The organism is Rhodococcus sp. NPDC056516 (genome assembly GCF_042794655.1).
GTDB lineage: Bacteria > Actinomycetota > Actinomycetes > Mycobacteriales > Mycobacteriaceae > Rhodococcus_F.
Map to the genome: position 1 here is coordinate 15,657 of NZ_JBHTTG010000002.1, position 14,111 is coordinate 29,767.

General features: G+C 61.8%; 16 protein-coding genes, 1 tRNA gene and 1 pseudogene. 11 read left to right on the plus strand and 7 right to left on the minus strand.

Annotated elements, in window-relative coordinates:
- The first annotated feature begins 50 nt into the window (after window positions 1–50).
- From ACFQ6Y_RS05230 to ACFQ6Y_RS05245, 4 genes are all read left to right on the plus strand, one after another.
- Window positions 51–1,472, plus strand: a complete 1,422-nt coding sequence (locus ACFQ6Y_RS05230) for a pseudouridine synthase (protein ID WP_378629904.1) — start codon at window positions 51–53, stop codon at window positions 1,470–1,472.
- 11 nt (window positions 1,473–1,483) lie between these two features.
- Window positions 1,484–2,164 (plus strand): (d)CMP kinase, encoded by a 681-nt coding sequence (gene cmk / locus ACFQ6Y_RS05235; RefSeq protein WP_378631304.1) that lies wholly within the window; start codon window positions 1,484–1,486, stop codon window positions 2,162–2,164.
- Window positions 2,161–3,588 carry a ribosome biogenesis GTPase Der gene (der, locus tag ACFQ6Y_RS05240; protein ID WP_378629906.1) on the plus strand — a complete coding sequence of 476 codons (1,428 nt, stop codon included), beginning with the start codon at window positions 2,161–2,163 and terminating at the stop codon, window positions 3,586–3,588. The genes cmk and der overlap by 4 nt, the downstream gene beginning before the upstream one ends.
- A gap of 102 nt (window positions 3,589–3,690) precedes the next feature.
- Window positions 3,691–3,764 (plus strand) — tRNA-Pro (locus ACFQ6Y_RS05245).
- 61 nt (window positions 3,765–3,825) lie between these two features.
- Here the strand turns inward: ACFQ6Y_RS05245 and ACFQ6Y_RS05250 are convergent.
- Window positions 3,826–4,101 (minus strand): hypothetical protein, encoded by a 276-nt coding sequence (locus tag ACFQ6Y_RS05250; RefSeq protein WP_378629909.1) that lies wholly within the window; start codon window positions 4,099–4,101, stop codon window positions 3,826–3,828.
- A gap of 290 nt (window positions 4,102–4,391) precedes the next feature.
- Here ACFQ6Y_RS05250 and ACFQ6Y_RS05255 point away from each other — a divergent pair.
- Window positions 4,392–4,618 (plus strand): annotated as a pseudogene (locus tag ACFQ6Y_RS05255) (transposase); the annotation flags it as partial.
- A 225-nt stretch (window positions 4,619–4,843) separates the two neighbouring features.
- Here ACFQ6Y_RS05255 and ACFQ6Y_RS05260 read toward each other — a convergent pair.
- Together ACFQ6Y_RS05260 and pyrE are read right to left on the minus strand one after the other, a co-directional pair.
- Window positions 4,844–5,209, minus strand: coding sequence for a VOC family protein (locus tag ACFQ6Y_RS05260; protein WP_378629912.1), 366 nt, complete (start codon window positions 5,207–5,209; stop codon window positions 4,844–4,846).
- 97 nt (window positions 5,210–5,306) lie between these two features.
- Window positions 5,307–5,843: an orotate phosphoribosyltransferase gene (gene pyrE / locus ACFQ6Y_RS05265; protein ID WP_378629914.1), complete on the minus strand. Its 537-nt coding sequence runs from the start codon at window positions 5,841–5,843 to the stop codon at window positions 5,307–5,309.
- Here pyrE and ACFQ6Y_RS05270 point away from each other — a divergent pair.
- On the plus strand, window positions 5,842–6,000 hold the full coding sequence (locus ACFQ6Y_RS05270) for a hypothetical protein (RefSeq protein ID WP_378629917.1): 159 nt from the start codon (window positions 5,842–5,844) through the stop codon (window positions 5,998–6,000). The two genes, pyrE and ACFQ6Y_RS05270, sit on opposite strands and share 2 nt — an antisense overlap.
- Window positions 6,001–6,096: 96 nt before the next feature.
- Window positions 6,097–6,552, plus strand: a complete 456-nt coding sequence (locus ACFQ6Y_RS05275) for a hypothetical protein (RefSeq protein WP_378629920.1) — start codon at window positions 6,097–6,099, stop codon at window positions 6,550–6,552.
- On the opposite strand, the gene ACFQ6Y_RS05280 is transcribed toward ACFQ6Y_RS05275, so the two are convergent.
- Genes ACFQ6Y_RS05280 through ACFQ6Y_RS05295 form a run of 4 tightly spaced genes read right to left on the minus strand, consistent with a single transcriptional unit; the run spans window position 6,553 to window position 8,960 of the window.
- Window positions 6,553–6,894: a hypothetical protein gene (locus tag ACFQ6Y_RS05280; RefSeq protein WP_378629924.1), complete on the minus strand. Its 342-nt coding sequence runs from the start codon at window positions 6,892–6,894 to the stop codon at window positions 6,553–6,555.
- Between the two features lie 35 nt (window positions 6,895–6,929).
- Window positions 6,930–7,628, minus strand: coding sequence for a hypothetical protein (locus ACFQ6Y_RS05285; protein ID WP_378629926.1), 699 nt, complete (start codon window positions 7,626–7,628; stop codon window positions 6,930–6,932).
- Between the two features lie 45 nt (window positions 7,629–7,673).
- The gene (locus tag ACFQ6Y_RS05290) at window positions 7,674–8,495 is read right to left on the minus strand and encodes a class II glutamine amidotransferase (protein ID WP_378629928.1); all 822 of its coding nucleotides are present in this window, start codon (window positions 8,493–8,495) and stop codon (window positions 7,674–7,676) included.
- 21 nt (window positions 8,496–8,516) lie between these two features.
- Window positions 8,517–8,960 carry a hypothetical protein gene (locus ACFQ6Y_RS05295; protein WP_378532856.1) on the minus strand — a complete coding sequence of 148 codons (444 nt, stop codon included), beginning with the start codon at window positions 8,958–8,960 and terminating at the stop codon, window positions 8,517–8,519.
- 343 nt (window positions 8,961–9,303) lie between these two features.
- Between ACFQ6Y_RS05295 and ACFQ6Y_RS05300 the strand changes: the two genes are divergently transcribed.
- The 4 genes from ACFQ6Y_RS05300 (at window position 9,304) to pepN (ending at window position 14,075) form a co-directional block, all read left to right on the plus strand.
- Window positions 9,304–10,038, plus strand: a complete 735-nt coding sequence (locus ACFQ6Y_RS05300; RefSeq protein ID WP_378629930.1) for a hypothetical protein — start codon at window positions 9,304–9,306, stop codon at window positions 10,036–10,038.
- Entirely contained in the window at window positions 10,035–10,649 is a 615-nt protein-coding gene (locus tag ACFQ6Y_RS05305; protein ID WP_378532859.1) for a class F sortase, read from the plus strand. Before ACFQ6Y_RS05300 ends, ACFQ6Y_RS05305 begins: the two co-directional genes overlap by 4 nt.
- Before the next feature lie 93 nt (window positions 10,650–10,742).
- Window positions 10,743–11,543, plus strand: coding sequence for a bifunctional hydroxymethylpyrimidine kinase/phosphomethylpyrimidine kinase (thiD, locus tag ACFQ6Y_RS05310; RefSeq protein ID WP_317829079.1), 801 nt, complete (start codon window positions 10,743–10,745; stop codon window positions 11,541–11,543).
- A 48-nt stretch (window positions 11,544–11,591) separates the two neighbouring features.
- Window positions 11,592–14,075: an aminopeptidase N gene (gene pepN / locus ACFQ6Y_RS05315; protein ID WP_378629933.1), complete on the plus strand. Its 2,484-nt coding sequence runs from the start codon at window positions 11,592–11,594 to the stop codon at window positions 14,073–14,075.
- The last annotated feature ends 36 nt before the right edge of the window (window positions 14,076–14,111 follow it).

Genomic DNA, 14,111 nt, shown 5'->3' on the forward strand with positions numbered 1-14,111 from the left:
AGAAAGACCCGACCACGCTCGGGAAACAGTAGAAAACTGACAGGAAAAAAGTGAACAATCCCGCTCGCCGAGATGGCACACCGGACCGTAACAACTCCCGCGACAACCGCGGCGCACGCAGCGATGCACCCCGTGGTGGTCGCAGTGACGCCCCCCGCGGCGCACGTAGCGAAGCGCCCCGTGGTGGACGCAGCAACACTTCCCGCAGTACCTCCGGATACGACCGCAACGCCGGATCCGACCGTCCCCGCACGGACGACCGTCGCGGCGGATTCAATGATGACCGTCGCCCGCCGCGCAGTGACGATCGCCGCCCCGCACGCACCGACGACCGCCGTGGCGGTTACAACGACGATCGGCGCGGCGGTTACAACGACGATCGGCGCGGCCCGCGCACGGATGATCGCCGCGGACCGCGCAGCGACGACCGTCGTACTCCCCACGTCGACGCCCGTCGCGCACCGCGTGGCGGCGCTGACCGTCGTAGTGACGATCAGCGCGGCGCACGCCCCGACGCTCCTCGCGGCGGTGCATGGTCGAACGCACCTCGCGGATCCAAGTTCGACGGACCTCCGCGCAAGCGCCCGGCAGCCCCGACACCGCCGGCAACCAACAAGCGCGGCAAGCCGAAGACCGAGAAGCCGCAGCGCGTGGTCTCTCAGAACCCGTTGGTGTCCAACGCCAAGCCGGCGCGTCATCAGCACGCCGAGGTCACCAAGCACGACGGCCCGCCGAAGGGCGACGGCGTCCGCTTGCAGAAGGTGCTGGCTCAGGCCGGCGTCGCATCACGCCGCGCTGCTGAAGAACTGATCGACCAGGGGCGCGTCGAGGTCGACGGCCGCATCGTCGTCGAGCAGGGGCTGCGTGTCGACCCCGAGAACGCAGTGGTTCGCGTCGACGGCGTCCGCGTCGTCGTGCAGAAGGATCTCGTCTACCTCGCGATGAACAAGCCCCGTGGCTGGCAGTGCACGATGTCCGACGATCTCGGTCGTCCGTGCGTCGGTGACATCGTCTCCGAGCGCGTTCAGTCGGGTCAGCGGCTCTTCCACGTCGGCCGTCTCGACGCCGACACCGAAGGCTTGCTCCTCTTCACCAATGACGGCGATCTGGCTCACCGCCTGATGCACCCGTCGTTCGAGGTTCCGAAGACGTACCTCGCCACGGTTCACGGCGTTGTCGAACGCAGCACCGGCAAGCAGTTGCGTGATGGTGTCACCCTCGACGACGGTCCGGCCAAGGTGGATGCGTTCACCGTGCTCGAGATCAACGAGGGCAAGACTCTCGTCAAGCTGGTTCTGCACGAGGGCCGTAAGCACATCGTGCGTCGCCTCCTCGATGCCGTCGGTCACCCCGTTGTCCGTCTGGTTCGCACCAACGTCGGAGTTGTCGCTCTCGGCGATCAGCGTCCGGGAACGCAGCGCGTCCTCGGACGTAGCGAGGTCGGTGGACTGTACGAGGCGGTCGGCCTGTGACCGATTCGTCCATGCCGCTGGTAGTCGCGATGGACGGACCGTCCGGAACCGGCAAGTCCAGCGTCTCTCGCGCGTTGGCGCAGCGTTTGGGCGCTCGCTACCTCGACACCGGAGCCATCTACCGGATCGCGACGCTGCACGTGCTGCGTGAGGGAATCGATCTGGCGGATTCCGCCGCGATCACGGCCGCCGTTGCGGCTTTGCCGTGGTCTATCGGTACCGAGCCGAGCAGCGAGCAGGTGCATCTCGACGGTGCGGACGTCAGCGAGGAGATCCGCGGCGACGCGGTAACCAAGGCTGTCTCCGCAGTGTCGGCCGTACCCGAGGTTCGCGACCTGTTGGTCGCCACTCAGCGTGAGTTGGCGGCAAGCGCAGACCGGATCGTCGTGGAGGGTCGCGACATCGGAACCGTCGTACTTCCCGATGCAGACGTCAAGATCTTCTTGACCGCATCGGCGGAAACCCGTGCGGCACGGCGCAATACGCAGAACATCGGCCAAGGTCGTGAAGACAATTACGAAGCGGTGCTGGCTGATGTGCAGCGCCGTGACCATCTCGATTCGACTCGGGCAGTGTCGCCGTTGCGCCCTGCCGAGGATTCCATTCTGGTGGATACGAGCGAATTGGGAATTGAAGATGTGATCGCCAAGTTGCTGTTGGTGGTCAGCGACAGAACTGGAGCAGTGCAGTGAGCGACGATCTGGTAACCGAATATGCCGGTGACGGAACTTGGTCCGAGGAATCGGAGTGGGATTACGCCGATCTCGAAGCGGACGGCGAAGGCGAAGCGCACATTGCCGTCCCGACCTTGGCTGTTGTCGGTCGACCGAACGTCGGCAAGTCGACGCTCGTCAACCGCATCATCGGCCGTCGTGAAGCGGTAGTCGAGGACATCCCCGGCGTTACCCGTGACCGTGTCTCGTACGAGGCGAACTGGGCCGGACGACGCTTCCTCGTCCAGGACACCGGCGGATGGGAGCCCGACGCAAAGGGTCTTCAACAGGCCGTCGCACGTCAGGCAGAGTTGGCCATGGGAACGGCTGACGCCATTCTCCTGGTCGTCGACGCCGTTGTCGGCGCTACGGCGACGGACGAAGCTGTGGCTCGCGTGCTTCGCCGTTCGAAGACTCCGGTCATCCTCGTTGCCAACAAGGTGGACGACGGACGCACCGAGTCCGAGGTTGCAGCGCTGTGGTCCTTGGGCCTCGGTCAGCCGTACTCCGTGAGTGCGACGCACGGCCGCGGTACCGGCGACCTGCTCGACGAGGTTCTCGAGAAGCTTCCGGAAACCCCGCGTGAAGGTGTCCCCGGCGGCGGTCCGCGTCGTGTTGCTCTCGTCGGAAAGCCGAACGTCGGAAAGTCCAGCTTGCTCAACAAGCTGTCCGGTGACGAGCGGTCCGTCGTGCACAATGTTGCCGGCACCACCGTCGACCCGGTCGACTCCATCGTCGAACTCGGCGGGCGCCCTTGGCGTTTCGTCGACACGGCTGGTCTGCGCAAGCGCGTCAGCCATGCCAGCGGCGCGGAGTTCTATGCGTCGCTGCGTACGAAGAGCGCGATCGAGGCAGCTGAGGTCGCGATCCTGCTCATCGACGCACACGAGCCGATCACCGAGCAGGACCTCCGTGTTCTGAGCATGGTGGCCGACACGGGTCGTGCATTGGTGATCGCATTCAACAAGTGGGACCTCGTGGACGAGGACCGTCGACTCATGCTGGACAAGGAAGTGGACCGCGATCTGGTCCGCGTTCCGTGGGCTCAGCGAGTCAACATCTCCGCCCACACCGGTCGCGCCGTGGCGAAGCTCGTGCCTGCTCTCGACACGGCCCTGGAGTCCTGGGACAAGCGCATCCCCACGGGTCGCCTGAACACCTGGCTCAAGGAAGTTGTGGCAGCAACACCGCCGCCGATGCGTGGTGGTCGCCTGCCTCGCATCATGTTCGCGACGCAGGCAAGCACGCGCCCGCCGACATTCGTTCTCTTCACCACGGGCTTCCTCGAGGCCGGCTACCGCCGCTTCATCGAGCGGCGTCTGCGTGAAGAGTTCAACTTCGACGGCAGCCCGATCCGCGTATCCGTCCGAGTGCGCGAGAAGCGTGACCGTAAGGGCCGCTGATTCTGCGTCCAATTCGGTGCTGAAATGGCTCTGACCAGCCGATTGGTACTTCGGCCCGTCCCTGATGTAATCTTTCCAAGCGCCCGAAACAAGGGCGTGGGACGGGCTGTGGCGCAGCTTGGTAGCGCACTTGACTGGGGGTCAAGTGGTCGCAGGTTCAAATCCTGTCAGCCCGACCGAAGTTAGATCAAAAAGGCAGTTTCTCAGAAATGAGAAACTGCCTTTTTGTTTGTGCCGTCAGAGGTTCGGCAACGGATCGCGCGGGAAGTCCTGCGGTGACGTGATCTCCGCGTCGCCAGCGTTCACGACTGCAACATATTCTTCGTCGATCTCGTACGTTATGCCCGCCGCAGTGAAGTGCGGCGTGGACGCAGTATCGACCGGTCCGAGAACGGTCATTCCCGGAAACTGGGTGAGGATCGATCTCGGCACTTTTCTGGACCGAAAGCTCGTCGAGAACACGGTGATCGCCTTTCGGCTCACCACGACAAACACACTCGGTTTCGCGCTCATCAGAACGTCCGCTGGAAATACGTACCGGATCTCGTCATCTGGATCCAAGTAAGACCGAAGGCGCTCGCGAATATCCGCAGAAACCGGCATGGGCGGAAGGTTAGCAGCACGAACACAAGAGATTGCAAAGTTCGTGGTGTCGACCGGCCGATAAACCGAGTATTTCTACGGCGCTTATCCATCGTTTGGCGATTTTGCTCCTATTTCCCGGCGATGGAGCGGGCGCTGGACCTCACCAATGTCAAGGCGACGTTGATCTTGTTATCTGGTCATCAGACGCTGGCGATACGGCGGTGGTCGAGTCGATGGTCGGCTTCAGTCCGGTGCTCGGAGCGGAAGTCCTCGCTGTCACTGGTGGTGATCTCACTGCGTTCGGAACCCAGATCGGTTGTCGCGCATCGCAGGTCTGGCGCCGAAACCTCCTGATTCGGGTCGGGTGAGCGGAAACCTGTGGCGGCAGAGGCGATACGACCGCCGCCTGTTGCGGGCGTTCTACCTCGCCGCCCAGTTGAGCCTCCCAAGTTGTCTGAGCATCGCAGACCCACTATGCCTGGAAACGATGACAATGCGGTCTAACTGCAAGGACCAACTGCCGCATTGGCGGTAGGCAACTTTGAAGAGATCATTACAGACTCGAATGGACTGTGTTCTGGTTCGCTTGCATTCGTAAGCCATAGCAAGTTTTGGCGCTCTGCGGCTGGGAACACTAATCGACTCGCGACGGTTCCATGTGAGCAGTGACTCAATCGAGACAGAACTCATTACCTTCGACGTCTTGCATCACGAGGCATGACTCGTGGTAGCCATCGGCACGTAGTAATCGCACACGTACTGCGCCGAGTGCGATCAAACGTGCGCATTCGGATTCGAGCGCGGCCACGCGTTCTTCGCCCACGAGTCCTGTACCGACTCGCACGTCAATGTGTAGTCGATTCTTGACTACCTTGTTTTCAGGAACGCGCTGGAAGTACAGGCGCGGACCTATACCCGAGGGGTCGATACATCCCGATCCGTTGCGCTCGTACCCTAAAGCTTCGCACCAGAATTGCGCTACGCGCTCAGGTTCCTCACAGTCGAAGGTGACTTGAATCTTCTTGATCGATACCATCGGATCACGATAGAGGCGGGTCTCTTCGTTTGCACGCTCTTTAACTCATGGTTCGTTCTATACGCGAGCTGTGTGAGAATTCCGTGAATCGTTCACCTTAGTGATCGAGTGTTGAGTCCAAGAACCCTTTGGTGAATACCGATCGGATCCGCAGGTTGACATCCGAGAGTGTTTTGCCCGCTGTGTCCGATCGGTCGATCGCGCACAGAACTACCGAAACATCGGCGCCCAGCTCCCGAAGGGCGAAAGTTGCGTTCCGGACTGCACCCCCAGTGGTGATGACATCTTCGACGAGGGTGACAGCCTTCCCTCCGACGTCAACTCCCTCTGCAAGCTTGTTTGTTCCGTACTGCTTCGGTTCCTTGCGGATAAAGACCGCCGGTAGACCGGTTGCCTGGCTAAGCATGGTGACGATCGGGATGCCGCCCATTTCCAGTCCACCGAGTATTTCGGTGTGTTCGGGAACCAACGGAACCATGCAATCGGCGATGCGGCGTAGAAGGTCCGGATCGGTTTCGAATAAGTATTTGTCGAAGTATTCGGATGCGGTGATTCCGGAGCGGAGGGTGAACTTACCCGTCAGGCGGCACTTTCGGTCCACGTCGCGGGCTAGATTGCGTAGATTCTCGTCCATGGCGACCATTGTTGTCGGTGGTGGACGCGCCTTGTCAGGTGGGGCGCCAACCTCCCTTTTCGGCGGCATGCGCTCACAGACAGGTTCTTCGGACCTGCGTTCCCTCGGGTTCAAGCAGAAGGAACGTCGTGCGGCCGTGCCTGACAAAACCGATTGAGATTTCATTTTTCGATTACCGTCGACGTTATCGCCCTTCGTGCATTTCGCGTTCTGCTCCGGAGCGCAATGATCCTTACTGGCATGATCTCTTCGTATGATTGGGATTCGGATCGCGTGGGTTGTATTGGCGGTCGCCACCGGGATTCTGGGATCCGCGACGGCACAGTGGCCGCTGTATGAGATCACCGATTGCGAAATAGGCCTCGGCCCGCTCAGTTCTGCTTATTGTTACCGCTCGATTCATGACTATTTCGGACGAGAGCTCTTCTTGGTGCTCGCCTTACCGGTGGCCCTGTGCGTCATTCCAGCCGTGATCCCGCGACCATTCGTTTCCTGGATCGTCTCGGCGACAATGCTTTGTGCTGCAGTGGTGGGTTTCTTTACCGCTTTCAGCTCTGGTATGCCGTCTCTGCTGTCGATGGTGGGGAGTCTCCCTGCGGCAGTGCTGGCATTGGTACTTGCTGCGGTGCATCAGGGGATCGCCTTGCAGAACAAGCGCGCCACTGCGCGTGCTCGCGGCGGGCTTCGCAATACGCGATCGAGTGAGTGATCAGTCGGGGCTGAAGAACAGTTCCATCGAGATCCAGAACCACGCCACCATTGCCGCCACAGAAAGGAACGCGAGCACCAATGGCAACGCGAATTGCCTGCCGATGCGGCTGGGAATAGTCATAAGTCCGAGAATGACGAACACGGCGGCAGGCGCCGCCCAACTTATCCAGTAGGTGAGCGGTGGCGGGTTGGGGCCGAACGACGTGAACGAACGGTTCGGATAAAGCTGCGGCTGCGGGACATCTGCGAAGTGTTGCCACAGGAGTACCAACGGCAGATAGCCGAACAGCCCGAGCAGAAGGCCGACGACGAGTCCCGCGAAGATTCGCTCGCCCCTCATCTCGATGCGCCCGTCGGAATCAACCGGTCCACTGCTTATACGACTTCTGGTAAGTCGTGAGGCTGCATCCGTAGAGCCCACGCCCGGGCCGCAACGAACGTCACGGCCAATACGAGCACCACCAGCAGTACGACTGCAATCCAGGTGGGAGCGGCGGTGGAGAAGCCCAGCTTCCACGCAGTACCGACGCCTGCAGCAGTCGCCGCCAACGCCCCTACCGGAAGTATCACCGCCACCGCTCGTGTGGTGCGAACAGTAAGTCGATCCCCGGCAGCGCGAAGAACTCCGAACACGGCGGCGACCGAAAGGCCATAGGCCAGAAGACCGCTGACGGCGTAGACCAGGAGCGGGGACCATCCCATATCAACCGACCCGGTGAATGCCATGCCGATCAAGACCAACAGGGGCGTCAGCCCAAGCGTGACGCCTGCGATGCCTGCCACCACAGTTCGAACCAGTCGATTGTCTTGGCCTCCGGAGATTCGCACGCCCGCGAGGCGGAGCACGAACCCGGTCAGCGCGCCCAGAAGGGCGCCGATCACCGCAGCGTCTATCGACCAGTTCCATTGTGATTCACCGGCGAAGCCCGAGATTGTCGTGCCACCCGAAAAAAGTGTGATCGTGGCCGACGCCTGTAAAGACCCCTGTGTCAGCGACGCGGCGACCGAGGCGACGGTCGCCCCGAACAAAGCAAACCCGAGTGCCTGTTTCCACATCACGCCATCTTGACCCATCCGACTCGAGAATGCGGCGCAACAGCAGGTCTTTACCCGCTTTACCTATCTGGGTGGGATCGGCACAAAGGTTTGCATCTCGTCCCGTCCGGGCCGGATGACGCCTGCGGCGGATTCGGGAACCTCGTTCCAGGCGCCAGGAAGGTCGCGCAGAGGCTCGGAGACGACGATTCGGGTCTCCTCGCTCAGATGGTGCAGGGCTTCTACCTCTGGATGGAGCTTGCGCAGCGTGGAAATCTCGGTGGAGAAGAACAACGACCTCGACTGGTGCTCGCTGGAATAGCGAAAGATCCAGGTGGAGATGCCATCCGACGTGGCGACGGTCATCTGAACCGGATTGTCGATTCCCTGAGAGCGAGCCGTGTGCTCGACGAATCCGACGGCCCTCGCGACACCTTCGAACGGATCGTCAGTCAGGCCGAACGTCAGCGCGAGAAAGAACAAGGTTTCCGAGTCCGTCGATCCTTCGAGATCCGGAAAGAGCGACGGATCAATGGCAGTCACCAATTCCCTTTTCATGTCGTGGAATCCGCGCAGTGAACCGTTGTGCATCCACAACCACAGCCGGTGCCGGAACGGGTGACAGTTGCTGCGCTGCACCGCAGTTCCCGTCGAGGCGCGCACGTGGGCGAACATGAGAGGGGTCCGCAGTTGAGAGGTGACCTCGCGCAGGTTCGAGTCGTTCCACGCGGGTTCGATGCTCTTGAACACTGCCGGTTGTGGGCCTTCCCCGTACCAGCCGATTCCGAAGCCGTCGCCATTTGTCGTCGTGGCCCCGAGTTGAGAATGCAGGCTCTGGTCGATCAGCGAGTGCTGTGGTCGGAACAGCAAGTCATGGGCGAGTATCGGTTCTCCCGAATACGCCATCCACCTGCACATACTTTCAACTCAAGCAGATCGAGTCGGCGTTGACGATGTGTGCGCCGCGGCGTTTGTCGAATGGCTTGGCTTCCACGTCGACACCGCCCAGATCACGACGATGTTCAGCGCGATGATGAGAGTCGACCACCAGGGGTAGTACGGCAGCCACAAAAAGTTCGCGATGATCGAGATCGCGCAGATCACGACGGCCGACACTCGCGCCCAGGCCGCTCCGGTGAACAGTGCGAGCCCGACGAGAGCGACGAGCGCGCCCAGCACGAGATGGATCCAACCCCACGTCGTCAGGTCGAATTGATAGACGTAGTCGATCCCGACTACGAACACTTCGTTTTCGGCGACGGCAGCGAGTCCCTGGAAGAACTGCACGATGCCGACCGTCACCAAGATGACGGCTGCCCCGATCGATGTTCCTACCGCGAAACCCTGCTTGACTGACGTTGTATCCGACATGACGGTTTCCCTTGATTCGGTGGGGGCGACCGGACACGTGCCCGGCACGCTCGTTGTAGTGATCGTTGTTCCACCGGCTGACCGCCATGAAACGGAAATACCTGTCCAATGCGGTGAGAAATCAGTGCGTCCTGCTCCGATGTGCGGGTGAAATGTAACTTCTGGCCCCTGTGGATGCGATGTATCCCTTGCCGGAACGCGTGTGCGGAGGAATTGCTCGTAACCGAAGTTCACAGAAAACAAGAGGAATTCGGCACGGAATTCGACCTATTTGTCCAGCTGTACTGGTATTTTTGACTGAATTGACCGGAAGCTACGGTCCGCGGAAAAGAGTAGCGAGAGAATGACGATCTTCGGCAGGCGTACCGCGGGCATCACCGCGACGGCCTTCGTCTTGGCGACCGTTGTGTCGACAGCACTCCCCGCTGTGGGATCGGCTGCCCCCGTCGCGCTCACCCGCGCATGCAACTCGGAAATCAACGAGAATTCGATGTCACTCGATCCGGCCGTGATCGACGGTTGGTACGACATCTCGACTGGTTCACCGGGAACGAAAATCAACTCGATCGAGGCATGGCGAACCGTGCCCGGAGACATCCTCGAGTTTCGCGCGTCGGTGACGATCAGAGCCCACGGAAGTCCCGTCCGAGGCACGCTTCGGATCGACGGCGCCGGCTTGACCGGAGATCAGGATTTGATCTCCAGAATGACGTTGACCCAAGATCTCGGCCGGTCAGGGTCAACGGTCACCGACGCTGACGACGGTTCGGTCATCCCCGTACGTGCCAAGCTCGCCTTCGATGTCGCCACTCCGGGTCAGGTAGCCCAGAATCGGACAGTCAACCTCTCTGCGGTCAAGATCGTTTTGAGCGGCGACACTACCGATCCGGGAGGTGAATGTCCCGGCCCCGGCCCCGGCCCCGGTCCAGGCCCAGGTGGTGGCGGGAACGGCGGTGGTGACGGCGACAACGGATCCGGCGGGGGCGTCGGGGACAACGGAGGCGCGCTTCCCGGTCGCGACGTCGGAAACCGCGTTCCGATTTCCCAGGTCCCGTCCGGCCCGACTTCTCGTCCGTGACAGCGACACACGGATCTGTGATCCGTCGGACATGCGTCGCTGCGGCAGTGGCAACGATGTTCCTGGTCGGCGGATGTTCCGACGACGGGAACTCGCCGACTCGAGTCCTCGCGACCGGCCAGGAAGATTTGCCGCCGGCAGTTCGCGCCTCAGTCGACAGTCCGGATGTCCCGAGCACGCTGCGCATAGGCGACAGCACCGCTGACATCCTGCCGATCAAAACGACGACGGACGGCTCGCTCGTTCCGCCCGAGGACGTCAACGAGATCGGGTGGTGGGCGGACTCGGCCTTTCCCGGCTCCGGCGCGGGCACCGTGGTGATCACCGGCCACATCAACGATATCTATCAAGGCGACGGTTTCGGGAAGAAGTTCTCCACCTTGGACATCGGCTCGATCGTGACCGTGACGGGCGCCGGGGGACAAGTCTGGAACTACCGCATCGATGCGGTCGATCACTACGGCAAGGACGGCGAGCTGCCGGTCGAGCGATTGAACACTCTCGACGGACCCGAGACCATCGCTCTGATCACCTGTGGTGGCGAATTCGTCGGTCCGCCGTTCGGGTACGAGGACAACGACGTCGCGTGGGGGACCCCGGTGGCCGCATAGGCGAAAACTCGACGTCGGGCCGGTTGATAAACTGGGCCCCGCGTTCGTGGCCATCCACGCGCGTTTCGAAAGTCCGAAGAAGGAGATTGTGCTGTGGTTGACCTCGCCTATGTCATCGCTGGGTCCGAAGCGACTGGCGGTGCCGGCCTGCAGGTCGACCTGAAGACGTTCCAGGCATTGGACGTCTACGGCGTAGCGACCACCACGTGCATCGTCTCGTTCGATCCCAAGAACAACTGGGGTCATCGCTTCGTGCCCATCGCTCCTGACGTGATCGCTGATCAGATCGAGGCTGCCACTGCGGCTCACGATCTGGACGTCGTCAAGATCGGCATGTTGGGCACGCCCGCCACCATCGAGGTTGTGGCAGAGGGATTGCGTCGGCAGTCCTGGCGCCACGTCGTCCTCGACCCGGTCCTGATCTGCAAGGGCCAGGAGCCCGGTGCGGCGCTCGATACCGATACGGCACTTCGTGATTCGATCCTTCCGCTCGCCACTGTCGTCACACCCAACCTTTTCGAGGCACGCACCCTCGCCGGAATGGACAGCATCGAGAGCGTCGACGAGCTCATCGAGGCCGCACGTCGTATCCACGACCTGGGACCCAAGTACGTGCTCGCAAAGGGCGGGGTCGAACTTGCCGGTGGCGACGCTGTCGACGTGTTGTTCGACGGGACCGACGTGACGGTTCTCTCCGCCCCCAAGGTCGGCGAAGAGCGCGTCTCCGGCGCCGGTTGCACGCTGGCCGCCGCAGTGACCGCCGAACTGGCGAAGGGCGCCGACGTGGGAGAAGCCGTCGCTCTGGCCAAGAAGTTCGTCACGGCGGGCATCGAAGGCCGCGTCTCGGCACACACCCCGTTCGACACCGTCTGGCAGGGCGCTTTCAAGGGATAGGCACACTGCGGCTCACATCGCCGCGCGCGGCCTGGCAGGATCGAGTGCGTGAGTACTGCGAACCTGAATCGAAGCGAAGTCGCCGAACGATCTCGAATCATTGACGTCACCGGGTACCGGGTGGAGTTGGATCTGCGATCGGCGGCGGACTCTGCCTCGAAGACCTTTTCGACCGTCACGACAATTGATCTGACGTCGTCTGCGGAGTCCACGTGGCTCGACTTCATCGGTGCTGCAGTCGATTCCGTAGAGGTCGACGGTGCGTCGATTCCGGTGGAGTACGACGGATCCCGGATTGTGCTGCGCGGGCTCGGCGGATCGAACGTCGTTCGGGTGGCAGCACACGGCCACTACAGCCGTTCCGGCGAAGGGCTGCACCGATTCGTCGACGACGCTGACGATCAGACGTATCTGTACACGCAATACGAGCCCGCCGATGCCCGACGTGTTTTCGCCTGCTTCGAGCAACCGGACCTCAAGGCGCCCTTCACATTCGAGGTGACAGCACCTGACGGCTGGGAAGTCCTGTCGAATCAGCCCGCGACACAGACTCTCTCCGTCGACGGTGCGCAACGCGTCACTTTCGCCCCGACGCTGCCGATCTCGACCTACATCACCGCGATCGCGGCCGGGCCGTATCACCGTGTGGCCTCGTCGTGGAGTCGCGGCGAACTCACTGTCGAGTTGGGCGCTTTGTGCCGGGCGTCGTTGGCTCCACACCTCGATGCAGACAACGTTTTCGACATCACCCGTCAGGGGTTGGACTTCTACGCCGAGCACTTCGACTATCCGTATCCGTTCGGCAAGTACGACCAGATCTTTGTCCCCGAGTACAACCTCGGCGCCATGGAGAACCCGGGACTGGTGACCTTCACCGAGGCGTATGTGTTCCGCGGCACCGCAACCGATGAGCAGCACCAGCGTCGCGCCAACACGATCCTGCACGAAATGGCGCACATGTGGTTCGGCGATCTCGTGACCATGGTCTGGTGGGACGACCTGTGGCTCAAGGAATCTTTCGCCGATTTCATGGGATCGCTGGTCAGCGCCGAAGCCACTCGCTTCACCGATGCCTGGGTAGCATTTGCCATCAAGCGGAAGGCGTGGGCGTACCTCCAAGATCAGCTGCCGACCACGCACCCCATCGTCGCCGACATCGTCGATCTCGAAGCCGCGAAGCTGAACTTCGACGGAATCACCTATGCCAAGGGCGCCAGTGTCCTCAAACAACTTGTGGCGTTCGTCGGGCGTGACGCGTTCTTCGAAGCGGCACGACGGTACTTCAAGGCCCACGCGTACGGGAACACCACGCTGGTCGATCTGCTCGACGTGCTCGCGGAGACTTCCGGACGCGATGTGCGCGAATGGGCCCGAATCTGGTTGCAGACCACCGGGGTGTCCACGCTGTCGCTCGACGGAACCGATGTGGTCCAGACGGACCCGCGGCCGCATCGGCTCGCAGTCGGAATCTACGACTACAACGAGTCCGGAGATCTTGTTCGCACCGAACGCGTCGAACTCGACATCACCGAATCCCGGACGTCGGTCCACCTTCCGCCTGGAGCGCTCACACTGCTCAACGACGAAGACCTCACCTACGCGAAGGTGCGATTGGACGCGGAATCTCTGTCCACGGTCGAGGCATCCCTGGACCGCGTGAGCGATCCGCTTGCGCGCGGGGTGATCTGGTCGTCGCTGTGGAACTCGGTGCGTGATGCGCAGCTCTCGGTGTTCCGGTACCTCGACATGGTGGAACGATTTGCTCCCGCGGAGACAGATCTTGCGATTCTCAGCTCGATCCTGACCGATGCCCAATACGCGGTTCTTCACTACGTTCCGAAAAGCTTGCGGCCCAATGTAAGTGCAGGCTGGTTGGAAACGACCTGGAAGGCGGTGTTCGAAGCCGAACCGGAGTCCGGAAGACAGCTGGCATGGGCACGGGCTCTGTCGGCCGCTGCAGCGGTCAACGATGCTCGCGCCGACGAGTTGCGGTCGATACTCGACGGCACCTGCCCGGGGCCGGTCGGACTGGCTCTCGATCCTGATCTGCGGTGGGCATTGTGGATCGCCCTGTCCGCGACCGGCCATGCGAGTGTGAGCGACTTCGACGGTGAGCTGAGCAAGGACAGCACGTCGGCGGGTCGAACGGCGTACGTCCGCGCTGTGGCGTCGATTCCCGATACCGCGACCAAGGAGGCTGCCTGGGCGTCGGCGACCACCGATGTCGCACTCTCGAACGACCGCCTGGATGCGACGATCGCCGGATTCCGTTCGGGCACGGACGCGTCACTGATCGAGGGATATGCGGACGAGTACTTCTCGTCTCTGGGGAAGTGGTGGTCGGAACGCAGCATCGAGATTGCGCGACGGTTGGTGAACGGGCTCTTTCCGGCAGCCGAAGATACTTCTGCGGTCGATGCCTGGATCCATGCCAATGAAGGTGCGCCCGCGTCGCTGCGGAGGCTGGTTCGCGAGCGGCGAGATCACCTGGCCCGGGATCTGCGTGCACAGGCGTCGAACGCGGTGATCTGAGGCCATCAGCTCCGAAATGTCCTGTTCTTGGATATT